Consider the following 26,978-nt stretch of genomic DNA (forward strand, 5'->3'; position numbering starts at 1 on the left):
TTACTAAATAAAAATGAACGTTTTTAGATATTTGTCGGCCGCTCTTGTCGTAGCCTTAGGCCTCTCATCGTGTGGTGACGAGAATAGCATGATAGGCTCTTCGATAGTCGATACGAATATGGAGATTGTCGTAGACTCCTCTTTTCAGAAATTGATTACGGTCGAGTCGGTACCCAATGACAGTGTGGTGGGTCGAACGATTACCCAGTTGATAGGTCGTATTTCGATTCCCGGTTACGGTAAGTTGGAAACCGATTTCCTCACCCAGTTTATGCCGGCTGCTGCGTTTGATACCGTAGGGGTCGATCGCCTGGACTCATTGGTACTTTATCTGAATTACAATGCCGATTCGTTCACGGGCGACTCGCTGGCTCCGATGCAGCTGAGTGTCTTCCCGCTCGAAAAACAGTTGAAATCGCCTATATACAGCAGCATTGATCCCGCTGATTATTATAATGCACAAGGCATGCCTGTGGCATTGAAGAGCTACAACGCCTCGTACTTGGGCTTGCCCGATTCGTTGATTAAGCTGGGGTATAAGGCTATCCGAGTGAAGTTGCCCGATGAGATGGCCGACCGGTTCTTCCAAAAGTATAAGGAGGATCCTTCTACCTTTTCGTCTCCCAGTCGGTTCGCCCAATTTTTCCCGGGGCTGTATGTCAAGACCTCATATGGTAGCGGGTGCGTGGTGAATGTGCAAAATTCGGTCATGAATCTGCATTATACCAAGACGACGGTAATCAATGACAAGGATTCAACCTATGTCGCTGCGCAGACACTGATGGCCGTGACCCCCGAGATTTCTACCGGCAATCACATCAAGTTGGAGGTTGATCCCATGATACAGAGCGAAATCGCTGCGGGTAAAGTCTATTTGGTGGCTCCCGCCGGATTGAATGTACTCATGCATTTCCCTACCCGCCAAATCGTAGCCGACTTTGAGCAGGCGGTAGGCGATGGCGGTTCGACCATACAGGGATTGATCAATTCGCTCATTCTGCATGTTCCCTTGAAGGAAATTGCCAATAACTCTTATGGACTTGAACCACCTCAATTCCTGCTGTTCGTGCGCAAGAGCGAGTTGCAGAAATTTTTCGAAGAAAAAGAGTTGACCGATAATATCCGGTCATTTTACGCCAAGTATGATAGCAATACCCGGTCGTACAGCTTTACTGGCTTGCGCACCTTCTTGAACGATGTGATTGAAAAGAAACGTCAAGGTACCGAGATAACCGATGCTGATGAGGAGATTGTGCTGGTGCCGGTATCGGTATATAGCGAAACGGTGTCGTCGGGTAGCAGCTATTACTACTATTCATATAGTGAGCAGGAGGTGGTGACCGACATTGTTCCTTATATTTCGGCCCCTTCGATAGCCTTAATCGATGCGGATAACATCAAGTTGCAATTAACATACAGCCGACAGACGAAAAAATAATCGTTGTGGGCGTGATTCATAGAGAGGTCGGGACAAGTTTCTTGTCCCGACTTTTTTCTTGAAAAGCAGGATTTGTATCGATTGTGAAAGCCTCGCTTTGATGGTTGAATTATGATATTGGAATTGAGCATCTTTGAAAAAAATGGAGGGGATAGCATAAAAAAATAGAGTAAAGAGTTGCTCGGTTTTACCAAAAGTATTACCTTTGCACCGCAATCGCCACAATAGCTCAGTTGGTAGAGCATTTCATTCGTAACGAAAAGGTCCCGGGTTCGAGTCCCGGTCGTGGCTCAGGAAAGAGGTTCAACACGCTTGAACCTCTTTTTTTATGTGCTTTTGGAAAACTTGCTTGCTTTTCGGGAGAGCTCAAACGATGGTGTGCGCATGGGAGAGTCACTCTTTAATTTATATGTATTGAAGGGGGCTCCTTCCCTCTGTTTCGATTGGTTCCAATTTAGGTGTGATTGGGGATTACAATCCAAGTCTCTCCTCTGCTTTTTCGTGCTGGATTCCGCGTCGTGGCGCGGAATGACTTCGGCGTGTCACCCCGCACTCGATGCGGGGTCCAGAAATGGTGGTATATTTGTTCTCGTATGATGGATTCTCTTTCCTATATTTCCTTATTGGATTCCGCGTCGTGGTGAGGAATGACCTCGGTGTGTCACCCTGTGTTTGAAGAGGAGGGCAGAAAGGCGGTTTTCATCTCTATTTCTTTCTGAGGGACACTCCTATGCTTTTTTGTGCTGGATTCCGCGTCGTGGCGCGGAATGACTTCGGCGTGTCACCCCGCACTCGATGCGGGGTCCAGAAATGGTGGTATATTTGTTCTCGTATGATGGATTCTCTTTCCTATATTTCCTTATTGGATTCCGCGTTGTGGCGCGGAATGACCTCGGTGTGTCACCCCGCACTCGATGCAGCGGACAGTAAAGGAGGACGATCAGAGGTTGTATCTTATCCTTGGACCGGAAAAACAGAAGCGGCAAGAACTGTTACGTTCTTGCCGCTTCTGTGGGGTGCTAGATGGGACTCGAACCCACGACCCTCGGAACCACAATCCGATGCTCTAACCAACTGAGCTACAGGCACCATGTTTGACTTTCGGTAAAGGAGTTTCCTCGTCTTTACTGGCGGTGCGGACGGGACTCGAACCCGCGACCCCATGCGTGACAGGCATGTATTCTAACCAGCTGAACTACCGCACCAGTTTGGTTTTGCGACGGCAAAGATAGGTCATTTTTTATTTCTGTACAACAAGATAGACAATAATTTTTTTAAAAAATCGTCTTTGATTTTTTATTCTACACATAGCCAAATACTTACCGGCGATAAACTTTTTTTTCCCCCCCCTCCCTTGGGGTAGGGTTGTGTAGAAAGGTTGTGCCTGAGGCCTGTTGGTCGTGCTCTTTGGCGCAAAGGGGAATCAAACAGATTGCCCGGGTGTGCTGGTCATGCGCACCCGGGCAACTCCTGGATTGGTCAATGTTGAGGGAAATGTGTTAGTTTTGTTCGATTCGTGGTTTAGCGTACAATAACCTTGTGAGTTGTGCTGGCACCCGCAGAGGTCACTTGCAGCAGGTAGATACCGCGGGACAGTTCGGGTGTCTCTATTGCGCCGTTTTCAGCGTTATATTGACCGACATGTATTCCTGAGGCCGAGTAGAGCAAGACTTGTTGCAACTGGTCGGCCGAGACGCGAATGCGTTGGCCCCACTGGGTAATCGATATGGTCTGCACGTCGGATTCGTCAATACCCGATTGCTCTTTGACGAGCACCGACAGGGGAATGTATTTATCGGCGGCACCGCGGGAGGCGAGCTTTACATAGGCTTCGTGTACCCCCGTGTTGTCGCTGTTGAAGGTTACGGTAAACGAACCGCCTTCGGCCGGTAGCGATTGGGCCGAGAGTTTGAATTTGCTGGGATTGGCACCACCGAGCGACAGTTTGATCGGTTCGTTGAGGTTCTTGCCGGTAATCGTGATTTTGCCGCTCACCTGGTCTCTACCCTTTGTGGCGACCATCGATACCTGGGTCGAGTCGCTTGTGATTTCGGGCAGGTCGGTGCGACCCCAACCCAGGTCGTCGAGGTAATAGGTTGCGGCGTTTTCATTGCCCCACAAGCCGGTATACTTGAAGGCCATGAAGAAGACGTCCTGGATATCCTGTCCTTCCAGATTCACGTGAATTTCGTTCCATTCGCCGTTTTGGTCGGGAGTGGTGGGGATACCCACCTCGATGGGTTGGAAGTAGACGGGTTCACCGGGTATGGTATCGATATAGTAGAGTTCCAGTTTCGTGGGGCAGTTCTCGAAGAAATTCTCGACTTTTACCCGGAAGGTAAAGGTCTTGCCCTCGGTGTTATAACTCAGCGGCGGGGTAACGAGCCACATCTCTACGGATTCCTGGCTCGAAACCTGACCCATGTAACCGGTAGCTTTGGCCATCTTTTCGCCATCGGCTTCATAGCCCCACCAGGGACGTTCTCCCCGAGGGGTTACGTTTTGCCACCCCTCGATTTGGAGAGTTTCGTTTTTAACCGCTCCGTCGAAGGTCTCAAACAGTTGGGTGCGCGGGTTGCTCATGTCCCAGTTGAACACACGGTTCAGCGGGTCCTCTACCGGGGTGTCGCCCTCGGTAGCCGTGCCGTTGAGGTCGACCACGAGTTCCTGACCTTCGAGGGTGGTAAAGTGAATTTTCGAGTGGTATTCACCAGCCTCTTTGGGGGCGAAGGTAACGGTGATTATGTTGGGGGAATTCTTGATAAAGAAGGTGCTGGAAATATTGAAGGCTTCACCTTTGACATGTTCGATGGAGGCATATATGTAGTCGATGCAGTTTTGGCTCGAGAGAGTAACCTTTTGGGTACTGGTCTCACCCACCTTGGCGGTGAAGGCCGGAACGGTAGCCGGCGATAGGGTCATCGTGGGAGGATTGGCCGGGTCGGTACAATACCCTTTCAGGGAGAAGGTTTGCGTGAGTTCGTAGTGACCGGCACTCTCGATGGTGACCATGGCTGTGTGACGCCCGATAACGGTAGGGTTATAGGTGAATATCAACTCTTTCGTCGGTTCGGTTACCGATTCTACCGAGGAGCTGAAATATTTGGCATCTTTTCCCGTGATGGTGATGGTCACCGGCTGGTCGAGATTGGCTTGCGTGAGGGTGACGGTAGGGTAGGCGACCGGGGTATTGAGTTGGGTCGACAGCTCGGTGAAGGTGGTGGGCGATACCGTCAAAGTGGGTTCGGTGGGAACAACGGGGTCGGTACCCTCGACCTTCTGGAAACTGAAATCGTCGAACAACACTACGACTTTTTTTGAAATCAGTACTCTGAATTGGAACCGGGTAGCCCCTTCGGGATAGGTGGTCTCGACAATCTTCTCACTCCAAGTGTCGGCCGTGAAGAAGTCGGTTTGCAATTTGTCTATATCGTGAGTGGGCTCTTGTTCACGGGGATCTTCCCAGAAGCAGTCGAGCTTCAAGTCGTTACCGCTTTGCGAGGTCAATACCTTGTATTTGATACGCAGGCGGTAGGTGGCACCCGATTCAAAGGGACCTTCGATTTCTTGATATAATATGTTTTCAGCAAGAGGCGCTTCACTTACTTTTAACGATTGCTCCCCTTCGACCTTATCGGTTGTCTCGGCTGCGAGGACAGAGCCTGTCGTGTACCAGCTTTCGAATTTTGTTCCCAGAAAGGTTGAGGAGGAGTCTTCAAATCCCGGGTTGTACAACATCTCATCGGCCGCCAAAGCACTGGTAGCCAGCAGCCAGAAAGGGAGGAGCAGTAATAGTTTTTTCATAAAAAATGGGTGTTAAAGGTATAGAAGAGCCAGACTCTCGGGTTCCTCCATACGGTTAAAAAATGGAATATAGATAATTTTATTTGACGATATGTGCGTGGTGTCGGATTTCGGTTTTCACGGAGCAGATTTCCCCTTGTATGGTGTAGATTTTTTGCATAAAAAGTGTGTTATACGATTAACTATTGGTTATACTTTTTCTCTTGGGAGGATAAATATAGAATACACATTTGCGAAAAACCGCAAAAACAATATTGTTTTTATTGTTTTTTAACAATCTAAAATCCTGAAAACATTGAATTTTCAGCACGCAGAAAGAACAGAAAACATAGTATTGATGGTGTATTGGGTGGGGTAACGGATTGTTCCCCTCTCTCGATGGCTATTTCGCAACGGCTCTGTTGCGGTACTGTTGCGGTGAGACGCCAGCGTTGCCCTTGAAGAATTTGCCGAAAGCCGACTGGTCCGAGAAGTTCAGTGTGTCGGCAATCGTCTGTATGGGGAGGTCGGTATGGAGCAGCAGTCGGCAGGCTTCGGCGTGGAGCAGTCCGGTGATGAAGTAGGCGGCCGTCTTGCCGGTGGTCTTGCGAATGATGCGCGAGAGGTAGGAGGGCGAAATCGACAGATTGCGTGCATAAAACCCGATGTAGTGCTCCTGCTTGTAGTGGGCGATGAGGAGCCCGATGAACTGCTGGAACAGCTGTTTGGGGTGGCTGAGGTGGGTATGGCTGTGGGCTCGGAGGGCAACCGGTTCGAGTACTTGCAGCAGCACTACGTGCAACAGGTGGTGCAGAATACCTTCTTGATAGGGACTCGGGTGCACGATGTGGCGGGCGATTTGTTGCAGGTCGGCAGCCAGCGTCTCGGCCATCGCGTGATGCAGGTGCAGTATGGGCGACTGGGTCTGGCAGAAGAAGAGCGGGTATTGTCGGTAGGCAGGGTCGGTGGCCAGCAGCCGTTCAAACAGAGTGCGTTCGCACAACAGATGCAGCGCCTTGAAGTTGGAGCTTTGCCGGGTGAGCGAGACCAGCAGGCTGGGCCAGAAGAGCAGCATGTCGTCGGCGGCCACCGTCTGTTCCCGGTAGTTCAGCGAGAAGGTGGCCGATCCCTGTTGCACCAGCACCACCGAGAAGATGTCGGCAAAAACTGGTGGTATGGTGTCGATATTTACCAGTTGGCTGTTCATCTCGAAACAGGCCACTCGGTTCTCATATACCTCTTTTATTTGATGATAATCGGCCAGTTCACTCAGCCGTATGATTTGCTCTTTCATTGTTTCCCGGGTATGGATTTCGGGAGGTAAAGATAGGTAATGTTCAGTATTTAACCAATAGTGGCCTCTCATTTAACAAGCCTTTCCGGGAACGATTGCCGAACTTTGCAGGCACAAGAAGAGATGGAAATTTAATTGACGAAAGGATAACCCTATGAAAAAGAGTTGGATTTATACAAGTGCTTTGGCTTTGGTGGTATTCTGTTCCCAGTGCGGAGTGACTGCCCGGCAGGAGATTACCCTGCATGATGCCCAGGGACGTGAGATGAAGGTGCCGTTGCGCAAGGCGTTGCCGGTCGATGCACCGCGGGTGCGCTATCCGGGATTCAAACCCGAGAAGCTGGTTTTGAAGGCCGGCAGTGTGCGGCGCGAGGGTGCCATGCCGCTGCCGTGCGATATTTTGCTCGAACGCGATGTCGCCATCAAGTTGCGCGACGGGGTCACGATTTATGCCGATGTCTTCCGTCCTGTGGGCGATGAGGCCTGTCCGGCCATCTTGGCGTGGAGCCCCTACGGCAAGGAGATTGGCGGGCAGATGCTCGACGATGTGCCCATGCGTTCGGGCGTGCCCTTGTCGGCCACCTCGGGGTTGGAGAAGTTCGAGGGTCCCGATCCTGCCTATTGGGTGGCCCACGGTTACGCCATTGTCAATCCCGATAAGCGCGGCGCCTATATGTCGGAGGGCAATCTGCTCTATTGGGGGCACGAAGATGCCCTCGACGGTTGCGACGTAATCGAGTGGATTGCCTCACGGCCGTGGAGCAACGGCAAGGTGGGCATGTCGGGCAATTCGTGGCTCACCGTGTCGCAATGGTTCATTGCCGCCGAGCGTCCCGAGCACCTGGCCGCCATCGCCCCGTGGGAGGGATTCTGCGACCACTACCGTGAGTCGGGTACCCGGGGCGGCATACCGGCTCCCGAGTTCCCCGAGATGATTGCCGAGACCTTTGCTTCGGCTCACGGCATGCTGGAAGACCAGCCCCGCATGATTGTCGAGCGCCCCTTCATGTGCGACTACTGGGAGGACAAGGCCGCCCGGGTCGAGAATATCGAGATACCGGCCTACGTCGTGGCCAGCTATACCAATTCGGTGCATACTCACGGTTCCTTCGCCGGATTCCGCCGCATGGCCTCGAAGGAGAAATGGTTGCGGGTACACAATACCAGCGAGTGGTTCGACTACTACACGCCCGAGAATGTGGAGGATCTGCGTCGCTTCTTCGACCACTATCTGAAAGACATCGACAACGGTTGGGAGCAGACGCCGCGGGTACGCCTGTCGGTGCTGAATCCCGGAGGAACCGATATTGTGGGGCGTACCGAGGAGGAGTTCCCGTTGGCCCGCACCCAGTACCGCAAACTTTATCTGTCGGCTGCCGACAGTACCTTGTGCACCACCTTGCCCGACCAACAGGCTGTGAGTGAATACCAGTCGGACAGTGTCCGCCACGAGGTGACCTACCGCTATCGCATGGAGAAGCCTACCGAGCTGACCGGCTACATGAAACTGCACCTGTGGGTATCGGCACCCGACCACGACGATATGGATCTGGCCGTGCGGGTCGAAAAACTCTCGCGCGACGGTCAGCCACTTCCCGACCGCACGGGCAATATCATCGCTGCTACCGGGTTGATGCGGGTATCGATGCGCCAGTTGGACGAGGCTCGCTCGACCGAGGCCGAACCCTATTATACCTTTACGACCGAACAGAAGCTGAAACCGGGTGAGATTGTTCCCGTCGAGATTGAGATATGGCCCATGGGACTCTATTTCAACGAGGGTGAAATGTTGCAACTTACCGTAGGGGCCTATCAACCGGCCAATGCCGCCATACCTTTTGGTTCGGCTTCGATTTCGGTTCCGCGCGAGGGATATACCTTCATGCCGGGGCAGCCGGTCGATATGATTACCGTGGGAGGCAATGCCACCCAGTGTGCCGACCCGACCGATGTAGTCGTTTCGCCGGCCACTCACAATGCCGGACGCCATCGCATCTACACCGGCGGGCAGTATGACAGCTATCTCTACGTGCCCGAAATTCCGAACGGTGCACAAGCCGAATAGAGGTCAATAATCATACACTCTCATATCATCGAAAGGGGAGGAGCGTTTCACGGCGGTGAGGCGTTTCTCCCCTTTGTCTGTTCAGGAGATGCGTCTTCCCGGAGGAAGAGGTGGTGAGCTTCCGTCCCCCTCCCTTCGTTCTTATCCCTTTTCGGTAGGGTTGGGACAACGGTGACGGACAAAAGGGTCGAGAATATGGTTGCCGATGGTTATAATCCCAGTTAAATTTTTTACATTTGTCGACACTAACCCCCGAGGATATGGTACAAAATTTCGGATTCGTAAAAGTGGCGGCGGCTGTTCCCGGTGTGGAGGTAGCCGATTGCCGATATAATACCCAGGAGATAGCGCGACAGATTACCGAGGCCGAGCGTCTGGGCGTGCAAATCATCGTCTTTCCCGAATTGTCGATTACGGCTTATACCTGTGGCGACCTGTTCGGTCACACCCTGTTGCTCGAGCAGGCAGAGCAAGCCTTGTCGCAGTTGCTCGACGCGACCTCCTCTTGCCCGCTGCTGTGTGTGGCAGGTATGCCGGTGGCGTGGGGCAACAGTCTGTACAACTGCGCCGTGGCGTTTCAACGGGGGCAGATTCTGGGCGTGGTGCCCAAGAGCTATCTGCCCAATTACAAGGAGTTTTACGAGGAGCGTTGGTTTGCCTCGGGTCTTGCGGTCACGGGCGAGACGGTCGACTTGTGCGGCCGGCGGGCGCCCTTCGGTACCGACCTGCTCTTCGAGAGTGGCGGTGCGGTAGTCGGCATTGAATTGTGCGAAGACCTGTGGGTGCCCATTCCCCCCAGTTCTTATCAGGCGCGTCAGGGGGCCGATATCCTTCTCAACCTCTCGGCTACGAACGAGTTGATCGGGAAGCATCATTACCTGCTCTCGCTCCTGCAACAGCAGTCGGCCCGCTGCTTGGCCGGGTATATTTACGCCTCGGCCGGGTTTGGCGAGTCGTCGACCGACCTGGTTTTTGCCGGGAACGGTATCGTGGTGGAGAATGGCTCTGTCTTGGCACAGACCGAGCGATTCGTGCAGGCGCCCCGCCTGGCGGTGAGCGAAATCGATGTGGAGCGGTTGCGTAGCGAGCGGCGGGTGAAGAACTCGTTTGCGCAGGGCTTCGACCCCAAGGAGCGTCCGGTGCGTCGCATTCCCTTCGAGTTGGCCGATGTGCCTTTGCAGCTGACCCGCCCGGTGGAGTCGCGTCCCTTCGTTCCGGCCGACTCCTCTACACTGCGCGACCGTTGCGAGGAGATTCTCTCCATGCAGGCGGCCGGACTGGCCAAGCGGCTGATTCATACCCGGGCGCAGAGTGCCGTGATCGGTATCTCGGGTGGCCTCGATTCGACCCTGGCCCTGCTGGTTGCGGTGAAGGCTTTCGATCGCTTGGGCGAGCCGCGTCAAAAAATCATCGGGGTGACCATGCCGGGATTCGGTACTACCGGGCGCACCTATCGCAATGCGGTGGCGCTGATGCAGGCGTTGGGCATTACGCTGCGCGAGATTTCTATCCGCGAGGCGTGCGAACTCCATTTCAGGGATATCGGGCACGATATGGCGGTGCAAGATGTTACCTATGAAAATTCGCAGGCCCGGGAGCGGACGCAGATATTGATGGATATTGCCAACCAGACGGGCGGCCTGGTAATCGGTACCGGCGACCTGTCGGAACTGGCATTGGGGTGGGCTACCTACAACGGCGACCACATGTCGATGTATGGTGTCTCGACCAGCATTCCCAAGACGCTGGTGAAATATCTGGTGCAGTGGGTGGCCGAGAACGAGTTGACGGGTGAGGCGCGCGACACGCTGCTCGACATCGTGAATACCCCGATTAGTCCCGAGCTGATTCCGGCCGATGACAAGGGCGAGATCAAGCAGAAGACCGAGGACCTGGTGGGTCCCTATGTGCTGCACGATTTCTTCCTCTACAACATGCTCCGCTTCGGATTCTCACCGGCCAAGCTCTATTTCCTGGCGAGGTATGCCTTCAAGGGCGAGTTTGACTACGAGACCATCAAGAAGTGGTTGAAAGTCTTTTGTCGCCGTTTCTTCAACCAGCAGTTCAAGCGCTCCTGTCTGCCCGACGGTCCCAAGGTGGGCTCGGTGAGCCTGTCGCCCCGTGGCGACTGGCGCATGCCCAGCGACGCGTCGAGTGCCCTGTGGTTGCGCGAGTGCGACGAGTTGTAGCGATGATTATATTATAAGAAAATAGATAGAACGACGAGGCGAGTCGGGAGGGCATTATTGCTCTTTCGGCTCGTCTGGTTTTACGGCCGGTTGCCGTTGCACCGTCGAGACCGAATCGGCAGGTAGAGCAGGTACCGCAGGCATGGTGGTCGGCAGGCTGTTGCGCACGGAGTCGGTCGGAGCCTGCGCGGGTGTGGCGGGTTGTGCGGCCGGTTGGGCGCTGCGACCGGTATCGGCCGCAGCGGGTCGGGGAGCCCGCCGGAACAGGTCGACCCAGTTGTTGAAGTCGTGCCGCAACATGATACCCACACCCTGTGTTGTGAGGGCCGACTTGATGTAGTAGTTCTGGTCGTTGTAGTGGTTGTAGGCTTTGAGCCGTATGGTACCGCTCTTGTTGAGCAGATACTCCAAGTCGAAATCGCCGATGAAGGTATTGTTGTTCATCGTGTTGTCGCGGTACCCGAAATTGCCGTTGAAAATCAGCCGGTTGTTCAGCAGTTGGCTCGACAGGGCGAGGTCTACCTCCATGTCGGAGAAGTCGCCCTTTTCGCTGCGGAAATTCGGCGAGATATTCCAGTTGTCACTCAGCTGCCCCAGGATATTCCCCAGCTGCGACGAGAGGGTCGACGAAGCCACCGACACCAGCTCGTTGTTCCGGGTCTGCCCTATGTTCATGAAGTCGGGGGTGTAGAAGCGGTTCAATGCCAGCAGGTAGATGATTTGTCGGTTCATCATGTCGTTGGTGCTGATGATGCTGCGCACCCGGCGGTCCACATCTTGGGTGAGGGTGGGGAAGGCGATGTCGAACGAGAGGTCGGGACGGCGCACGTCGCCCGCCACGTTCAGAATCGTCTGCACCGGCACGGTGGTGCGGGTCAGCTCCTTGTCGTTGGCAAAGTTCTCGTCGAGGTCGAGCAGGTTGGCCGTGAGCGAGTAGATGGCCGATATGTCGAGATTGGTCGCCATGGGGTCGCCGTGGAAAGAGACCCGGCTCCCCTCCTTGATGGAGAAGTCGCGGGTGATGATGTCCTGCAAGCTGAAATTGTAGTTCCCCTTTTCCAGCACGTATGAACCATAGAGTTTCATGTCGTCGTCCATCGAGTTGAATTCCAGTCGGATACTACCCCGTCCGGTTGCCTTGATCATGTCGCCGGTCGATTTGTCCATGACCAGATTCATGCGGGCCTGGTTGGTCGCCTCGATTTGGAGGTTGAGGGCCAGTATGCTGTTCTCCTGTACGGTCGACTCTTCGAGCATACGGGCATTGTTCCTGATGGCGATGCTGTCGATTTGGCTCTCCGGGGTCTCGGTAGCCTGTTTGCTCGAATTGGTGAAGGTGATAAAGTCATATTCGCCGGCAGCTTCCGACCCCGACAGGACGAAGGTAAATTTCGACTGGTCGCCGGTCGACATGTTCACGTCGATTTGGTTGTAGCCCGGTACCCCCTTGATTACGGCCGATCCATTGCCATAGATGGTTCCGTAGTAGGTGGGGCTCTGTCGCTCGGTCATGTCGTAGGCCAGGAAGTCGCGGGCATCGGTGATGGAGATGTCGTAGGCGAGGTCCTTGAAGTTGTGATGCGTGAGCCAGCCCGAGCCTTTGGCCGTGTGGCGCAGCTTGTCGTAGACGGTCACATTGTCGAACCAGATGCGGGTGGGCGAGAGGTGTATGCTGTCGGAAAGGGTGTAGCGGGTGTTGAGGTACCCGATACCGAAATTGAAATTCTCGACATAGACATCGCCGGTCACATTAAGCGCCTTGAATCGTCCGTAGAAGTCGATATGCCCACTGCCTACCCCCGAGAGGTCGGTCATCACGGTCTTGACAAAGGGCCGCAGGAAGGCGATGTTCAGCCGGTCGGGGTCGAACGAGAGGGCCAGCGAGTCGCGTGTGGGGAAGATATAGCCGTCGATGAAGGTCTGTCGTTCCTCCTTGTTCTCGACAAATCCCTTCATGAGAATACCCTGGTTGTCGTTGTCCCACATACTGAACAGGTGCAGGTCGCCGAATACCGCATCGTTGTAGGCAAAGTCGGTTACATCGAACTGCTCGGTGCTCAGTCGGGGGGCGCCGGTGAAGAGGTGGGTGGCCACCAGGTTACCGGTAGCCTGGCCGCCGAACGATACGTGCTTGATGTTGAGTGTGCCGAAGATGTAGTCCAGGTCCACGTCGTTGAGCTGTATGTTCAGTTCGTCGTCCTCCTGGTCCGAAGCCACTCCGTCGATGAGTATGTACTGTGGAGCGTGCGATATTTCAAAGTCGTGCACCTCGACGCGTTTGTTGCGTACGGTGAGTTCGGCCGGTTTCATCTGCCAGACGGTATCGTTGAAGATGAGTTTCGAGGGGTTGATTCGGGTATTTATCAGCAACTCGTTTTCGTCGGGTGTGCGCGAGAACCGGGTCGAGGTGTTCAGCTCGCCGTAGAAGGTCGATTGCGTGTCGTTGTTCCAGTTGAGCACCAGGTCAAGATTGTCGCGGTGAACTTTGCTGCGCAGGCTCCACGTGGTGCGCACCTGTTTCTTGTTGTAGGTGTTGCTCTCGACCGACAGGAATATGTCGGTGCTGTCTTGGCGGGCGGTGATGAAGGAGTCTTCGATGTGGCGCCGTTTGTACCAGAGGTGGGGTATCTGTCCCGTGACGAGAGCTGTGCTTTGGCGGCTGTTCATCTCGCCCTCGATGACGGCCCGGTCGGTGAAGGTGACCGGCAGGTCGAACACCTGGGCCATGTGCATGTTGGGCTCGATGGTAAATCGGAATTTGAAATCGTTGAGCGGAATCTGCTCCTCCCGGATCTGTTTCTTCTTACTCTTTTTCTGTCGGTTGTTGAGGGGTGCCTCTTCGGATTGGGGCATGAGCGAAGGCAGAGCCTGGGTAATGAGGCGTTGCAACGACTGTTTCAGAGTCGAGAAGTGGTAGTCGCCCTCAATCCAGCCGTTGAGGTAGTCTGAGGTGACAGCTATACTCTTGGGCGTTTGGCGATTGTGCGCCTCGATGCTCAGTCGGTCGAGTTTGAAGATGTCGTTGGGCTGGGTGAAGGTGAGGCTGTCGAGTGTCACCGCCCCCTCGGCGTTGTCGAGGCTGTTGCCGGTAAACTGAGCCGTGACGTTGAATCCCAGTTTGGAGCTTTCGTACCGGGGCATGAGCCGCAGTTCGGCCACGTTGATGTCGCGGGCCTGCACGGTGAGGTCAAACTCCGATTCCTGGCGGTTCAGCCAGGCAAATCCCTCGACCTGTACCCGGCCGTTCGGGTCGTCGATGCGGGCCATGCCGTTGTAGCGGTTGTCGCCGAACTCGCCGTTGAGGGTTATGTTTTCATACGGGTAGCCCTTGTATTCAAAATAGTTAACCGTTCCCGCCAGTTCGCCCGAGGGTGCCCGGTAGCGGTTTTTGCGGCTGTCGAGTTCTATCTTGAAGACGATTTCGCCGTATGGATTCCCCTCGGCAAAGAGCCCGTTCAAATTGAATTTTTGCGTCTCGATAAGGCCCGAATAGTGTACCGACCCCGGGGTTTGACTCTGCTCGATGGCCACGTCGGAGTGAATGGTACCCAGGTCGGTGGTGAGGGTGCCGCAAGCCGTGAGGTCGCGGTGTCGGTTGGTGATGTCGCCGTTGAACCGCACGTTGCCCAACCGGGAGATGATTTGGCGCTGTTCGCCGGTGAGCGCGGGTATCTTGGGTAGAATAGCTTCTATCCCCTCGGCCGAAGCGTTGACCGTAATCGGGGCGCACACGATGCTGCGGTTGGCGGCATCGGTTATCCGTTTGACGGCGATTTGGCTGTGGGTGGTGATACTCCCTTGTCCGAAATCAAAATCGAAGGTGTGGACGTAGAAGTTGTTGGGGGTCCCCGACAGGTGTACCGTGAGGTCGGCCGTGGTCTCTATCTCGTCGAGCAGCGGGACGAAGGGGGCAATGTCGGGGAGCGATACCCGGGCATGCGGTATTTGCAGCGAGAAGCGGGTTTCGTTGAGAATCCGTTCGGTCGAGAGTGAGTCGGGCAGATTGGCTGTCAAGGGTTTTATCTCGATATGGCTGCCCGGCAGTTGTATCTTGAAATCGCTGAGTTGAGCCTGTTGCCGGTTGGCCTCGACCTTGAATTGCAGACGATTGAGCGAGAAACCCGACCGCTCGTCGAAGGCCAGCCGCTTGATCGACACATTCACCGAGTCGCCGGTGAACGACTTGATGGAGAGTTTCGACAAGAGGTTTTTTACCTCGATGTGGTGTGGGTCGAATCGTCCCGGCTCGGCCGGCGCCGCCGACAGCAGGTCGTAGCGTATCTTGCCGCGGCGAACGATGGCGTTGTTTATCTTGAACTTGATTTTCTCTTTGGGCTTGTCCGAGTTGCTTTTGAAGGCGTCGATGACAAATTGCAGGTTGGTTGTCGTGTCGGGAGTGGCCCGGGTGATGCGGGCGTCGAGCCCGAAGAGCTGGATATTGGTGAAGACCAGCTCTTTGTCAAAGATGAGATTGGAGAGGGCGATGCCCGCCGCCACCTTGTTGGCATAGAGCAGCGTGTCGCCTTTCAGGTCGGGGAGGCAGACCCCGAAGAGTTCGAGCTTGTTGAAGGGCGAGAACTGTATGCGGTCGATAGATACGGGGCTACCCAGCAGGGTCGACAGCTCCTTCACCCCGGTCTGCCTCGCCCGGTCCTGTATGCCGGGGACAGAGAGCAGGATATAAGAAAGCGTGTATATCGCTATGACAGAAATGATAACGATATGCACGAATAACCGAAATGCCCTGTAGAATTTCCTCATATTTAAAACGATACAAAAATAGTGTATCCTTTTGAAAGTTTCGACAGAATCGCCTCTTTTCTTTTGGGCGGCGGTATGAAAAAAAATGTAAAGGCAGCCGCTTTTTGGTTATAAATATGTACTTTTGCACACCTATAAAGAACGACAAGAAAGATAAACGAATACGGATATGAGTGTAACGATTTTAGGCATAGAATCGTCGTGCGACGATACCTCGGCGGCGGTGATTCGCGACGAAGTGATGTTGTCGAACGTGATTGCCAGCCAGGCCGTGCACGAAGCCTACGGCGGGGTGGTCCCCGAGCTGGCTTCGCGGGCTCATCAGCAAAATATCATACCGGTGGTTTCCGAAGCCTTGAAGCGGGCAGGTGTCAAACCCGAAGAGCTGAATGCGGTGGCCTTCACCCGCGGTCCCGGTCTGATGGGGTCGCTGCTGGTAGGCACCTCGTTTGCCAAGGGATTCACCACGGCGCTCAACATTCCGCTGGTCGACGTGAACCACTTGCAGGCTCATGTGATGGCGCATTTCATCAAGCGCTCGCCCGACGACAATACGCGGCCTCCCTTCCCCTTTCTGTGTCTGCTTGTATCGGGCGGTAATTCGCAGATTATCAAGGTTGAGGCCTATAACAAGATGTCGGTTATCGGGCAGACCATCGACGATGCCGCCGGCGAGGCCTTCGACAAGTGTGCCAAGGTGATGGGCCTTTCCTATCCGGGCGGGCCTATTGTCGACCGCCTGGCCAAGGAGGGCAACCCCAAGGCCTTCGCGCTGAACAAGCCGCATATCCCGGGACTCGATTACAGTTTCAGCGGGTTGAAAACCTCGTTCCTCTATCTGTTGCGAGACCGGGTGAAGGAGGATCCCGATTTCATCGAAAAAAACAAGAACGACCTGTGCGCCTCGTTGCAGGCCACGATTGTGGATATACTCATGGACAAGCTCTACAAGGCCGTGAAACAGACCGGCATCAAACACGTGGCCGTGGCTGGTGGCGTGTCGGCCAACTCGGCCGTGCGGGGTGCCTTCGAGGAGTATGCCCGCCGCTATGGCTGGACGGTCTATCTGCCGCTCCTTTCGTTCACGACCGACAATGCGGCCATGGTGGCCATTACAGGTTATTACAAATATCTGGACAAAGAGTTTTGCAGCATCGAAAAGGCCCCCTTTGCCCGGGTGGAATTATAAAGAGGCTTGAAACATGAATGTCGAGATTATTGTCATCGGTGACGAATTGCTGATAGGGCAGGTTACCGATACCAACTCGGGGTGGATTGCCCGCGAGTTGAATCATGTGGGGTGGGAGGTCACCGAGATTACCACCGTGAGAGACCGGGAGCGCGAGATTACCGACGCACTCGACAGCTCGTTTGCCCGGGTCGACGTGGTGTTGATGACCGGTGGTCTGGGCCCGACCAAAGACGATATTACCAAGCAGACCCTCTGCCGCTATTTCGGTGGGAAGCTGGTCTTCGACGAGTCGGTGTATGCCAATGTCGAGGCTATTTTTGCCCGTCGCCATTTGTCGATGAATGCGTCGACCCACGACCAGGCCTATGTGCCCGATGTCTGTACCGTCATACAGAACCCCGTGGGCACGGCCCCCGTCATGTGGTTCGAGCGCGAGGGGAAGGTGCTGGTTTCGATGCCGGGAGTCCCCTCCGAGATGAAGACGGTGATGCAGGAGACCGTTATCAATCGGCTGCGCCAACATTTCCGCGACCACTCAGCCATCTTGCACCGCACCTGTCTGGTCAAGGACTTTACCGAGTCGCGCCTCTCCGAGTCGCTGACCGATTTTGAGAAGCAACTGCCCGCCTGCATCAAGTTGGCCTACCTGCCCACGCCGGGTGTCATACGTCTGCGGTTGACGGCACGGGGCGATGACGAAGCACAGTTGCAGCCACTTGTCGATGGTGAGTTTGCCAAGTTGAAGGCGCTGCTGGGCGAACATCTCTTTTGCGATGTCGACGCTACGCTGGCCGGTGCGTTGGGGCGGATTCTGGCCCGTCGGGGCGAGACCCTGGCTACGGCCGAGAGCTGCACGGGTGGAAATATCGCACACGAAATCACTCGGGTGGCTGGCAGTTCGGTCTATTTTAAAGGTAGCGTGGTGGCCTACTCCAACGAGGTGAAGGAGCATGTGCTGCACGTATCGTCCCAGACCCTTGAACAGTGCGGCGCCGTCAGTCGCGAAACGGTGTTGCAGATGACCGCCGGCGTGCAGCGTCTGCTGTCGACCCATTGCGCGATAGCCACTTCGGGCATTGCCGGGCCGGGCGGAGGCAGTGCCGAGAAACCTGTGGGGACGGTGTGGATTGCCGTGCGCTATGGCGAGCGAGACCGGGCCGAGTGCTTCCACTTCGGGGGCGATCGCGAACAGGTCATAGCCCGGGCCACGCAATCGGCTCTGCTCATGCTGGTTCAACTCCTGACCGAGTAGAGCATGATGAAAAAAGTTCCTATTTTAATCGCCTAAAAATTTGGAACCTATTCTTAAAATGCTTTACTTTGCACTCTGTTTGCGAAAGCAGTAAGAAAAAACAAATAAAATAATAGATAGCGATGTCAAAGATTTGTCAAATTACAGGGAAAAAAGCAATGGTTGGCAACAACGTTTCGCACTCGAAAAGAAGAACGAAAAGAAAATTCAATGTCAACCTCTTTACGAAGAAATTTTATTGGGTAGAGCAGGATTGCTGGATTACGCTCACACTGTCGGCTGCCGGTCTTCGTACAATCAATAAAATGGGATTAGATGCAGCTATCAAGCAAGCTGCCGGAAATGGTTATTTAACGGAAGTAAAAATGTTGTATTAAGATATGGCAAAGAAAGCAAAAGGTAATCGCGTTCAAGTGATCCTCGAATGCACGGAACACAAGGCTAGTGGTATGCCGGGAACATCGCGTTATATTACCACCAAAAACAGAAAAAATACCACAGAGCGTTTGGAGTTGAAAAAATACAACCCCATTCTGAAAAGAGTTACTGTTCACAAAGAAATAAAATAAGGAAGGATTGAACCATGGCAAAGAAAACAGTTGCATCGTTGCAAAAAGGCGAAGGCCGTACTTATTCCAAAGTGATTAAAATGGTGAAATCGCCGAAAACGGGTGCCTACACCTTCCAAGAGGAAATGGTACCTAACGACTCGGTGAAAGACGTACTGAATAAGTAAGTCATAATTAGCGCAATATAAAGAAAACTTTCTTATACAAAATGTGTAAGGAAGTTTTTTTTTACCATCATAATTTTATAGCTTTGCATAACGTGCGGGTACTCTGTACGACGACCTATTAAAAATTCATATATGGGATTATTCGATTTCTTTTCAAAAGAAAAAAAAGAGACCCTCGACAAAGGTCTCTCCAAAACCAAAGAGGGTGTGTTTTCCAAATTGGCCCGTATCGTTGCCGGTAAATCGCAGGTCGACGATGCTATTCTGGACGACTTGGAAGAGGTACTCATCACCTCGGACGTGGGCGTAGAGACTACGCTGCGCATCATCGAACGGATAGAGAAACGGGTGGCTCGCGACAAATACATCAATACCAACGAGTTGAACCGCATTCTGCGAGAGGAAATCACGGCGCTGTTGACCGAAAACGGCGTGGAGGAGTCGGGCGAGTTTACCGTCCCGGCCGACAAGAAACCCTATGTGATTATGGTCGTGGGGGTGAACGGCGTGGGCAAGACCACCACCATTGGCAAGTTGGCCTATCAGTACAAGAAGCGGGGTTACAGTGTCTACCTGGGTGCCGCCGACACGTTCAGAGCCGCAGCTGTCGAGCAGCTGATGATCTGGGGCGAACGGGTAGGGGTGCCTGTGGTGAAGCAGAAGATGGGTGCCGACCCGGCATCGGTAGCCTTCGATACCCTCAGTTCGGCCAAGGTCAACCAGGCCGACGTGGTGATTATCGACACCGCCGGCCGTCTGCACAACAAGTTGAACCTGATGAACGAGCTCACCAAAATCAAGAAGGTGATGGAGAAGATTGTACCCGGAGCTCCGCACGAGGTGCTGCTGGTACTCGACGGCTCTACGGGACAGAATGCCTTTGAGCAGGCCAAGCAGTTTACGGCTGCCACCGAGGTGAACGAGCTGGCCATCACCAAGCTCGACGGCACGGCCAAGGGAGGTGTGGTCATCGGCATATCGGACCACTTCAAGATTCCCGTCAAGTATATCGGCCTGGGCGAAGGCCTGGAAGATTTGCAGGTATTCCGCCGGAAAGAGTTTGTCGACTCCCTGTTTGGTGATTGATTTTTCAACAATGTATTTGCGGCTGGGGAGTCGGGTGCCGACTCTCGTAGCCGTTTTTTTTCATGTAATGTCAAGATGATAAAGAATAGCGTCGATATTATTACGTTGGGCTGTTCCAAGAATCTGGTCGATTCGGAACGGCTGATGCATCGCTTTGCCGAAGCCGGTTATAAAGTGCGTCACGACCCCGAGAAGGTGTCGAGCGAATATGTGGTGGTCAATACCTGCGGTTTCATCGGCGACGCCAAAGAGGAGTCCATCGAGATGATTCTGCAAATGGTCGAGGCCAAGAAGGCCCGCAAGATACGCCACCTCTATGTAATGGGCTGTCTGTCGCAACGCTACCGCGAGGAGCTCGAAACCGAAATACCCGAGGTCGACAAGTTTTACGGGAAGTTCGACTGGACCAACCTCATTACCGACCTGGGGACCCGCGACAACGACGACGCCAAGGATTTCGGCCGTATCCTCACCACCCCTCCGCACTATGCCTATGTGAAGATAGCCGAGGGGTGCAACCGCTTCTGCTCCTATTGTGCCATACCGCTCATCACGGGCCGTTTCGTCTCCTATCCCATGGAAGAGCTGCTCGACGAGGTGCGGTCGCTGGTAGCCCGCGGGGTGAAGGAGTTCCAGATTATCGCCCAGGACCTCTCGTCCTACGGTCTTGACCTGTATGGCGAGTTGAAGTTGCCCGAGCTCATCGACCGCATGGCTCAGATACCGGGGGTGAAATGGATACGGCTGCACTATGCCTATCCCTCGCAGTTCCCCTACGACATTCTGCCGGTGATGCGTCGTCACGCCAACGTGTGCAACTACCTCGACATCGCCTTGCAGCACATCAGCGACCACATCTTGAAAGACATGCGCCGCCATGTGACCAAGCAGGAGACCTATGATTTGTTGAAACGCATACGGGCCGAGGTGCCCGGTATCCATATCCGCACCACCCTCATGGTGGGCTATCCCGGCGAGACCGACGAGGATTTCGAGGAGCTGAAACAGTTTGTACGCGATGCCCGCTTCGAGCGCATGGGGGCGTTTGCCTACTCCGAGGAGGAGGGCACCTACGCCGCCAACCATTTCCCCGACTCGGTTCCCGAGGAGGTGAAGCAGGCCCGGCTCGACGAGCTGATGGCTTTGCAGGAGGAGATTGCCCTCGAAAACAACCGCTCGAAGGTGGGGCAGGAGTTCGATGTGATGGTCGACCGTGAAGAGGAGGATTACTATGTGGGTCGTACCGAGTACGACTCGCCCGAGGTCGACCCCGAGGTGCTCATCGCCAAGAGCCGCACGTTGCCCATTGGGGAGTTCTGTCGGGTGAAGATTGTCGAGGCCATGCCCTTTGAACTGATGGCCGAGCCTGTCACGTCGGACCGATAATCCTCAGCGGTGGTCATGAGTGGCGCATCTTCCGCAATATCGCTTTTGCGGCAAGCCTTCGAGCAGAGTCTTGCCGCCCGTTTTCCCGCCTTTGCCTTTCGTTTGCCGGGCGGGCACACCTTTTATTGGGGCGCTTGTGCGGCCGACAGGCTGGTCACGCTCGACGCCGACCGGCTCCCGGACGAAGGGGAGGGATTCCTCTTTGCCCCGTTTGACCGGGAGGCTCTCCCTACACTCTTTTTCCCGGTAAGGCCTGTGCCGGTCGAAGAGCTCGACCCGGCCACCTTGAAATCCTGGGTCACCTCGGTGACAACGGCCGAGGAGGTCATGCCGTTGACCGATACGGATTACCCGTCGTATGAACGGCAGGCCCAGACGCTGGTGGGGGCGATGGCTCGCGGGGAGTTGAGAAAAGCGGTGCTTTCGCGTACCGTCACACTGCCTCGGCCGGCCGTTTCGGACGTCGAACTCTTCGTGCGGCTGGCTGCCCGGTATCCCTCCGCCTTTGTCAGTTGGGTGCATCTGCCCGGTGGCAGTCGCTGGATAGGAGCCACCCCCGAGACCCTGCTCGACTATGACGGGCGGGAGTTGTCGACTATGGCGTTGGCCGGGACCCGTCGGGCCGGTAGCCCGGGCGAATGGGGGCAGAAGGAGCAGGACGAGCAGCAGATTGTGGCCGACTCGATTGTGGCCTCGCTCGCAGGTTGCGGGCTGGCTCCTGTCGTGGGGAGCCGCTTTACCCGACAGGCCGCTCAGGTGGAGCATCTGTGCACGCCCGTTTCGGTCGAGGGCCATCTCGACCGGGAGCAGTTGACCCGGGTCTTGTCGGCACTGCACCCCACACCGGCGGTCGGGGGGTATCCCAAAGAGGCTGCGAAGGAGTGGATAGACCGTGTGGAGGCACACCGTCGCCGCTACTACGGCGGATTTCTGGGGCCGATAGAAGGGGAAGGGGTGCGTCTGTTTGTCAACTTGCGTTGCATGGAGATGAACAAGAGGCATGTGAGATTGTATGTAGGTGGCGGGCTTACGGCCCAATCGCTGCCTGCCAGTGAATGGAGTGAGACCGAAGCCAAGGCGCAGACCTTGCTCTCGGTCCTTAACGGTTAATCGAATAAAACGTATGAAGACAACAGATAAACAGGGGTGTAATGCCCTCGTCGAGATTTTGGCAAAACAGGGCGTGAAACGGGTAGTCCTTTCGCCCGGGTCGAGAAACGCCCCGCTTTTGATGGCCTTTTCGAGAAGCGAGTCTATCGAGTCGTATGTGGTGGTCGACGAACGCACCGCCGCCTTCATGGCCTTGGGCATGTCGCAGCGCAGCGGCGAGCCGGTGGCGCTGGTCTGCACCTCGGGTACCGCCTTGCTCAACTATGCACCTGCCGTGGCCGAAGCCTATTATCAGCACATTCCGTTGATTGTCGTGTCGGGCGACCGTCCCATCGAGTGGATCGATCAGGACGACGGTCAGACCCTGCGCCAGTATGGAGCCTTGTCGCACGTGGTGAAACGGTCGTACGACCTGCGTGCCGAGTGGACCCTGGCAACCGATGGCTGGTATTTCAACCGTTGCGTGAACGATGCCCTGCTCACCGCACTCTCGGGCGAGAAGGGGCCTGTACATATCAACCTCTCCATTACCGAGCCGCTCACTGGCGAGACCGACTGTCCGCCCCGTCCCGAGCGGTTGGTGACGAGAATACCGGCGGCCCGTGTGCCCGACGAGGAGTCGATGTCGCTCCTGAGCGACGAGTTCATGTCGGCCCGCAAGGTACTGGTTGTGGCCGCCTTCATGCAGCCCGACGAGGCGCTGGCTCGGGCCCTCTCGCAACTGGCCCGATTGCCTCAGGTGGTAGTCCTTACCGAGACTTTGGCCAACGTGCGGGGCGAAGGGTTTATCCCCACCATTGACCGAGTCTACTCGGTGCTCGACAAGAGCGAGTGGCCCGAATTTGCCCCCGACCTGCTCATTACCCTGGGCGGTTCGCTGGTGTCGCGCATGATCAAGGCCTTTTTGCGGCAGCACAAGCCCCGGGCCCACTGGCGCATCTCGCAGGGCGACCGGGTAGTCGATACCATGCAGGCGCTCACCCGCCAGATCGAGACTGCTCCGGCTCCCTTTATCGAGGCACTTGCCCGTCGGGTTTCGGCGGTCGGGAGCGATTACTCGGCCCGCTGGCACGACAAGGAGCGCCTGGCTACCCGCTTGCACGACGACTACATCGCCAGCATCGGGTGGTGCGACTTGAAGGCCTTCTCGATGATTCTGCCCGCCATACCGGCTGGTACCGCCCTGCAACTCTCCAACGGCACGACGGTACGTTATGCCCAGCTCTTCGACTGTCCGCAGACAAGCCGAAACGACTGTAACCGCGGGGTGTGCGGTATCGACGGCTCTACCTCGACAGCCGCCGGCGCCTCGTGTGTCGACGAGGCCATGACCCTCTTCATCACGGGCGACATGAGTTTCTCCTATGATGCCAACGGCCTCTCATCGTCCTATTTGTCGCCCCGGTTCAAGGTGATAGTCATGTGCAACGGTGGGGGCGGAATCTTCCGCTTTATCAAACCCACGGCCGGTCTGCCCGAACTGGAACGCTGCTTCGAGGTGCATCGCGATATTCCCGTTGAGAAGTATGCCGACCTCTTTGGCTTGCGCTATTTCGAAATTCACGACGAGGCGTCGGCAGCCGAGGTGCTGCCCCGCTTCTTTGCCGAGAGCGAGCAACCGGCTATTCTGGCCGTGCATACGCCCAACGTTTATAATGCCGAGGTGCTGCGGGGCTACTTCCGCCGGGCTCGGTCATAAATCCGAATTATCCGTTTTTTACGCTACAAATAACGATACGATATGAAAAAGTTTGATTGGAAACCCATCAAGGAGTATGAGGATATCCTCTTCGATTACTACGACGGAATCGCCAAAATCACGATTAACCGCCCGCAGGTGTATAACGCGTTTCGTCCGCAGACCAACAACGAAATGCTCGATGCCATGGCTATCTGCCGCGAGCGTCCCGACATTGGCGTGGTGGTGCTTACCGGTGCCGGCGACAAGGCTTTCTGCTCGGGAGGCGACCAGAAGGTGAAGGGCATTGGCGGCTATATTGACGGGAACGGGGTGCCCCGTCTTAACGTGCTCGACCTGCACAAGGCGATACGCTCTATTCCCAAGCCGGTCATTGCCATGGTCAACGGCTATGCCATCGGGGGCGGCCATGTGCTGCACGTGGTGTGCGACCTGACGATTGCCTCGGAGAATGCCCGGTTCGGGCAGACGGGGCCGAAGGTGGGCAGCTTCGACGGCGGTTTCGGTTCCTCCTATCTGGCCCGCATCGTGGGGCAGAAGAAGGCCCGCGAAATCTGGTTCCTCTGCCGTCAGTACACGGCTCAGGAGGCCGAGGCCATGGGCCTGGTCAACAAGGTGGTGCCTTTCGACCGGCTGGAAGAGGAGACTGTCGAGTGGTGCCAGACGATTTTGAAGCGTAGCCCCATGGCTATCCGCATGATCAAGCGGGCGCTGAATGCCGAACTCGACGGGCAGCGCGGTCTCATGGAGTTTGCCGGCGATGCCACGTTGCTCTACTACCTCATGGAAGAGGCGCAGGAGGGGAAGAACGCTTTCCTCGAAAAGCGCGATCCCGATTTCCAGAAATTTCCCAAATTCCCCGGCTAAGATGTTGAAGGCGAGCTACACTCCCTATACCCTGCACTTCAAGGTACCGAGCGGAACCTCGCGCGGTATCCTCACCGACAAGGAGACCTACCTGGTGCGGGTGTGGGACGATGCCGACCCCGACCCCGACCGGTTCGGAGTAGGCGAATGTGCGCTGTTCAGAGGGCTCGGAGCCGATGACCGGCCCGAGTATGAGAGCGTGCTGCAACAGGTGTGCCGCGAGATTGACCGTTACGACACTCTCGACCTTGCGGCGTGGAGTTCTATCCGCTTCGGTGTGGAGACGGCTCTGCTCGACTGGCGGCATGGCGGCCGGCGGGTGGTCTACCCGTCGGATTTTGCCGACGGGCAGCGGGGCATCACCATCAACGGCCTGATCTGGATGGGCGACAAGCGCACCATGGCGGCGCGCATCGAGGAGAAGCTGGCTGCCGGCTTCTCGTGTATCAAGTTGAAGATAGGAGCCATCGACTTCGACGACGAGTGCGACCTGCTCGCCTTTATCCGCCGGCGGTATCCCCGTGAGGTCATCGAACTGCGGGTCGATGCCAACGGTGCTTTCGCTCCCGACCGGGCGTTGGAGTACCTGAAACGGTTGTCGGACTATGACCTCCACTCCATCGAACAGCCCATACGGGCCGGCCAGTGGGAGGCGATGGCCCGGCTGTGCGAGACTTCGCCCCTGCCGATTGCGCTCGACGAGGAGCTGATCGGGGTGAACGGTGCCGCCGAAAAGCGTGCGTTGTTGGAAACCGTCGCCCCGCAGTATGTGGTGTTGAAGCCCTCGCTCGTGGGGGGCTTCACGGGAACGCAGGAGTGGATCGATGCCGCCCGTGTCGCCGGGGCGGGGTGGTGGATTACCTCGGCCTTGGAGTCGAATGTGGGGCTGAATGCGATTGCCCAGTTTACCGCCACCCTTCCCGTGGAGATGCCGCAGGGGTTGGGAACCGGCGCACTTTATACCAACAACATACCGTCGCCGCTCGAACAGGTGGGCGAACAGTTGCTTTACAACCCCGCCAGGGAGTGGGATTTTTCGGGACTGTCATGGAGATAACCCTCAATCATCGGTTGTGCCGCACTCGCGAAGAGGTGCAGGCGGTTGCCTCGTCACAGGTGGCCGATTTCCTCGACGAATGGTATTCGTCGACCAATTTCGTGTGGGGGCATACTTCGGGGTCGACCGGGGCTCCCAAGCCGATAAAGCTGTTGAAACAAGACATGGAGGAGTCGGCCCGGCTTACGGTCGACTATTTCGAGATTACGGACGGAACGACGATGCTGTTGTGCCTCTCGCCCGACTACATTGCCGGCAAGATGATGATTGTGCGGGCCCTCCTGTCGGGAGCCGATTTGCTGGTCGTGCCGCCGTCGAGCCGTCCGTTGGCGTCGGTCGACGAGCGGATCGATTTTGCCGCGATGGTTCCGGCACAGGTTGTCGAGTCGTTGCGCGACGATGCGCAGCGCGCGAGGTTGTCCCGGGTGGGTGCCCTCATTATCGGCGGAGCACCGCTTCCGCCGGTGGCCGAAGAGCGGTTGTCTGGCTTACCCGTTCGTTCCTACGCCACCTACGGCATGACCGAGACGGTTTCGCACGTGGCTCTGCGCCGTATCGGTGACCCCACGATGAACTATCGGGCTCTCGGGCAGATTACCTTTTCGGTCGACAACCGGGACTGTCTGGTTATTCACACCCCCCATTTTGCGGTCAAGGAGTTGGTCACCAACGATGTGGTCGAGTTGATTGACGAGCACCGCTTCCGATGGATTGGGCGGTATGACCATGTGATTAACAGCGGGGGTGTCAAGGTCTTCCCCGAGCGGATAGAGCAGCAGATTGCCCCCCTCTTTACCCGTCGTTTCTTTATCGCCGCCTGTGCCGACGAAAAGTGGGGCGAGTGTGTGGCACTCGCTATCGAGGGTGACCCCCTGTCGGCGACCGACGAGGCCGCCTTGCTTGCTCGCATTCGGGAGCGGGTAGGGCGTTACGAGGTACCTCGGCGGCTCTTTTATCTGCCGGCGTTTGCCGAGACCTCGTCGGGCAAGGTAATCCGTCGGTTACCCTGATTCCGTCTGTTTTGGGGCTGGGCTGCGCTGTTTGGTGAAAGTCGACATTGTGT

At 55.7% G+C, this 26,978-nt stretch carries 18 protein-coding genes and 3 tRNA genes; 16 read left to right on the forward strand and 5 right to left on the reverse strand.

Annotated features, from left to right (window positions below):
- Nucleotides 1-13 precede the first annotated feature (13 nt).
- Together BARVI_RS12360 and BARVI_RS12365 are read left to right on the forward strand one after the other, a co-directional pair.
- On the forward strand, nucleotides 14-1,438 hold the full coding sequence (locus BARVI_RS12360; RefSeq protein WP_084547062.1) for a DUF4270 domain-containing protein: 1,425 nt from the start codon (nucleotides 14-16) through the stop codon (nucleotides 1,436-1,438).
- A 218-nt stretch (nucleotides 1,439-1,656) separates the two neighbouring features.
- Nucleotides 1,657-1,729: transfer RNA gene (locus tag BARVI_RS12365), tRNA-Thr, on the forward strand.
- 721 nt (nucleotides 1,730-2,450) lie between these two features.
- On the opposite strand, the gene BARVI_RS12370 is transcribed toward BARVI_RS12365, so the two are convergent.
- The 4 genes from BARVI_RS12370 to BARVI_RS12385 all read right to left on the reverse strand — a co-directional run bounded on the left by BARVI_RS12370 (nucleotide 2,451) and on the right by BARVI_RS12385 (nucleotide 6,515).
- Nucleotides 2,451-2,527, reverse strand: a tRNA-His gene (locus BARVI_RS12370).
- 39 nt (nucleotides 2,528-2,566) lie between these two features.
- A tRNA-Asp gene (locus BARVI_RS12375) sits at nucleotides 2,567-2,643 on the reverse strand.
- Between the two features lie 316 nt (nucleotides 2,644-2,959).
- Complete coding sequence (locus tag BARVI_RS12380) at nucleotides 2,960-5,242, reverse strand: T9SS-dependent choice-of-anchor J family protein (RefSeq protein WP_025279498.1); 2,283 nt, start codon at nucleotides 5,240-5,242, stop codon at nucleotides 2,960-2,962.
- A gap of 382 nt (nucleotides 5,243-5,624) precedes the next feature.
- Nucleotides 5,625-6,515: an AraC family transcriptional regulator gene (locus BARVI_RS12385; RefSeq protein ID WP_025279499.1), complete on the reverse strand. Its 891-nt coding sequence runs from the start codon at nucleotides 6,513-6,515 to the stop codon at nucleotides 5,625-5,627.
- 154 nt (nucleotides 6,516-6,669) lie between these two features.
- On the opposite strand from BARVI_RS12385, the gene BARVI_RS12390 reads away from it, so the two are divergent.
- Entirely contained in the window at nucleotides 6,670-8,580 is a 1,911-nt protein-coding gene (locus tag BARVI_RS12390) for a CocE/NonD family hydrolase (protein WP_084547064.1), read from the forward strand.
- A gap of 260 nt (nucleotides 8,581-8,840) precedes the next feature.
- Nucleotides 8,841-10,769 (forward strand): NAD(+) synthase, encoded by a 1,929-nt coding sequence (locus BARVI_RS12395; RefSeq protein ID WP_025279501.1) that lies wholly within the window; start codon nucleotides 8,841-8,843, stop codon nucleotides 10,767-10,769.
- A gap of 54 nt (nucleotides 10,770-10,823) precedes the next feature.
- On the opposite strand, the gene BARVI_RS12400 is transcribed toward BARVI_RS12395, so the two are convergent.
- Complete coding sequence (locus BARVI_RS12400; protein WP_084547065.1) at nucleotides 10,824-15,530, reverse strand: translocation/assembly module TamB domain-containing protein; 4,707 nt, start codon at nucleotides 15,528-15,530, stop codon at nucleotides 10,824-10,826.
- A gap of 169 nt (nucleotides 15,531-15,699) precedes the next feature.
- On the opposite strand from BARVI_RS12400, the gene tsaD reads away from it, so the two are divergent.
- The 12 genes from tsaD to BARVI_RS12455 all read left to right on the forward strand — a co-directional run bounded on the left by tsaD (nucleotide 15,700) and on the right by BARVI_RS12455 (nucleotide 26,925).
- Nucleotides 15,700-16,719, forward strand: coding sequence for a tRNA (adenosine(37)-N6)-threonylcarbamoyltransferase complex transferase subunit TsaD (gene tsaD, locus BARVI_RS12405; protein ID WP_025279503.1), 1,020 nt, complete (start codon nucleotides 15,700-15,702; stop codon nucleotides 16,717-16,719).
- Between the two features lie 13 nt (nucleotides 16,720-16,732).
- Nucleotides 16,733-17,974, forward strand: coding sequence for a competence/damage-inducible protein A (locus tag BARVI_RS12410; RefSeq protein ID WP_025279504.1), 1,242 nt, complete (start codon nucleotides 16,733-16,735; stop codon nucleotides 17,972-17,974).
- Nucleotides 17,975-18,096: 122 nt separating this feature from the next.
- Entirely contained in the window at nucleotides 18,097-18,351 is a 255-nt protein-coding gene (gene rpmB / locus BARVI_RS12415) for a 50S ribosomal protein L28 (RefSeq protein WP_025279505.1), read from the forward strand.
- Nucleotides 18,352-18,354: 3 nt separating this feature from the next.
- Nucleotides 18,355-18,543 carry a 50S ribosomal protein L33 gene (gene rpmG / locus BARVI_RS12420; protein ID WP_008861764.1) on the forward strand — a complete coding sequence of 63 codons (189 nt, stop codon included), beginning with the start codon at nucleotides 18,355-18,357 and terminating at the stop codon, nucleotides 18,541-18,543.
- 14 nt (nucleotides 18,544-18,557) lie between these two features.
- Nucleotides 18,558-18,710 carry a DUF4295 domain-containing protein gene (locus BARVI_RS13285; protein ID WP_084547066.1) on the forward strand — a complete coding sequence of 51 codons (153 nt, stop codon included), beginning with the start codon at nucleotides 18,558-18,560 and terminating at the stop codon, nucleotides 18,708-18,710.
- A 132-nt stretch (nucleotides 18,711-18,842) separates the two neighbouring features.
- Nucleotides 18,843-19,796, forward strand: a complete 954-nt coding sequence (gene ftsY, locus BARVI_RS12425) for a signal recognition particle-docking protein FtsY (protein WP_025279506.1) — start codon at nucleotides 18,843-18,845, stop codon at nucleotides 19,794-19,796.
- A 75-nt stretch (nucleotides 19,797-19,871) separates the two neighbouring features.
- Nucleotides 19,872-21,182, forward strand: a complete 1,311-nt coding sequence (rimO, locus tag BARVI_RS12430) for a 30S ribosomal protein S12 methylthiotransferase RimO (RefSeq protein WP_025279507.1) — start codon at nucleotides 19,872-19,874, stop codon at nucleotides 21,180-21,182.
- 15 nt (nucleotides 21,183-21,197) lie between these two features.
- Nucleotides 21,198-22,292: a chorismate-binding protein gene (locus BARVI_RS12435; protein WP_084547067.1), complete on the forward strand. Its 1,095-nt coding sequence runs from the start codon at nucleotides 21,198-21,200 to the stop codon at nucleotides 22,290-22,292.
- Between the two features lie 13 nt (nucleotides 22,293-22,305).
- Nucleotides 22,306-23,991 carry a 2-succinyl-5-enolpyruvyl-6-hydroxy-3-cyclohexene-1-carboxylic-acid synthase gene (gene menD, locus BARVI_RS12440; protein ID WP_025279509.1) on the forward strand — a complete coding sequence of 562 codons (1,686 nt, stop codon included), beginning with the start codon at nucleotides 22,306-22,308 and terminating at the stop codon, nucleotides 23,989-23,991.
- 42 nt (nucleotides 23,992-24,033) lie between these two features.
- On the forward strand, nucleotides 24,034-24,858 hold the full coding sequence (gene menB / locus BARVI_RS12445; RefSeq protein ID WP_025279510.1) for a 1,4-dihydroxy-2-naphthoyl-CoA synthase: 825 nt from the start codon (nucleotides 24,034-24,036) through the stop codon (nucleotides 24,856-24,858).
- 1 nt (nucleotide 24,859) lies between these two features.
- The gene (locus BARVI_RS12450; RefSeq protein ID WP_038534401.1) at nucleotides 24,860-25,915 is read left to right on the forward strand and encodes an o-succinylbenzoate synthase; all 1,056 of its coding nucleotides are present in this window, start codon (nucleotides 24,860-24,862) and stop codon (nucleotides 25,913-25,915) included.
- Entirely contained in the window at nucleotides 25,906-26,925 is a 1,020-nt protein-coding gene (locus BARVI_RS12455) for an AMP-binding protein (RefSeq protein ID WP_025279512.1), read from the forward strand. Before BARVI_RS12450 ends, BARVI_RS12455 begins: the two co-directional genes overlap by 10 nt.
- The last annotated feature ends 53 nt before the right edge of the window (nucleotides 26,926-26,978 follow it).

This window comes from Barnesiella viscericola DSM 18177 (genome assembly GCF_000512915.1).
GTDB classification, from domain to species: domain Bacteria; phylum Bacteroidota; class Bacteroidia; order Bacteroidales; family Barnesiellaceae; genus Barnesiella; species Barnesiella viscericola.

Bases quoted from the DNA above. Each gene is read 5' to 3' on its own strand.
- BARVI_RS12360 (WP_084547062.1), top strand. From the start codon at position 14: ATGAACGTTTTTAGATATTTGTCGGCCGCTCTTGTCGTAGCCTTAGGC.
- BARVI_RS12380 (WP_025279498.1), bottom strand. From the start codon at position 5,242: ATGAAAAAACTATTACTGCTCCTCCCTTTCTGGCTGCTGGCTACCAGT.
- BARVI_RS12385 (WP_025279499.1), bottom strand. From the start codon at position 6,515: ATGAAAGAGCAAATCATACGGCTGAGTGAACTGGCCGATTATCATCAA.
- BARVI_RS12390 (WP_084547064.1), top strand. From the start codon at position 6,670: ATGAAAAAGAGTTGGATTTATACAAGTGCTTTGGCTTTGGTGGTATTC.
- BARVI_RS12395 (WP_025279501.1), top strand. From the start codon at position 8,841: ATGGTACAAAATTTCGGATTCGTAAAAGTGGCGGCGGCTGTTCCCGGT.
- BARVI_RS12400 (WP_084547065.1), bottom strand. From the start codon at position 15,530: ATGAGGAAATTCTACAGGGCATTTCGGTTATTCGTGCATATCGTTATC.
- tsaD (WP_025279503.1), top strand. From the start codon at position 15,700: ATGAGTGTAACGATTTTAGGCATAGAATCGTCGTGCGACGATACCTCG.
- BARVI_RS12410 (WP_025279504.1), top strand. From the start codon at position 16,733: ATGAATGTCGAGATTATTGTCATCGGTGACGAATTGCTGATAGGGCAG.
- rpmB (WP_025279505.1), top strand. From the start codon at position 18,097: ATGTCAAAGATTTGTCAAATTACAGGGAAAAAAGCAATGGTTGGCAAC.
- rpmG (WP_008861764.1), top strand. From the start codon at position 18,355: ATGGCAAAGAAAGCAAAAGGTAATCGCGTTCAAGTGATCCTCGAATGC.
- BARVI_RS13285 (WP_084547066.1), top strand. From the start codon at position 18,558: ATGGCAAAGAAAACAGTTGCATCGTTGCAAAAAGGCGAAGGCCGTACT.
- ftsY (WP_025279506.1), top strand. From the start codon at position 18,843: ATGGGATTATTCGATTTCTTTTCAAAAGAAAAAAAAGAGACCCTCGAC.
- rimO (WP_025279507.1), top strand. From the start codon at position 19,872: ATGATAAAGAATAGCGTCGATATTATTACGTTGGGCTGTTCCAAGAAT.
- BARVI_RS12435 (WP_084547067.1), top strand. From the start codon at position 21,198: ATGAGTGGCGCATCTTCCGCAATATCGCTTTTGCGGCAAGCCTTCGAG.
- menD (WP_025279509.1), top strand. From the start codon at position 22,306: ATGAAGACAACAGATAAACAGGGGTGTAATGCCCTCGTCGAGATTTTG.
- menB (WP_025279510.1), top strand. From the start codon at position 24,034: ATGAAAAAGTTTGATTGGAAACCCATCAAGGAGTATGAGGATATCCTC.
- BARVI_RS12450 (WP_038534401.1), top strand. From the start codon at position 24,860: ATGTTGAAGGCGAGCTACACTCCCTATACCCTGCACTTCAAGGTACCG.
- BARVI_RS12455 (WP_025279512.1), top strand. From the start codon at position 25,906: ATGGAGATAACCCTCAATCATCGGTTGTGCCGCACTCGCGAAGAGGTG.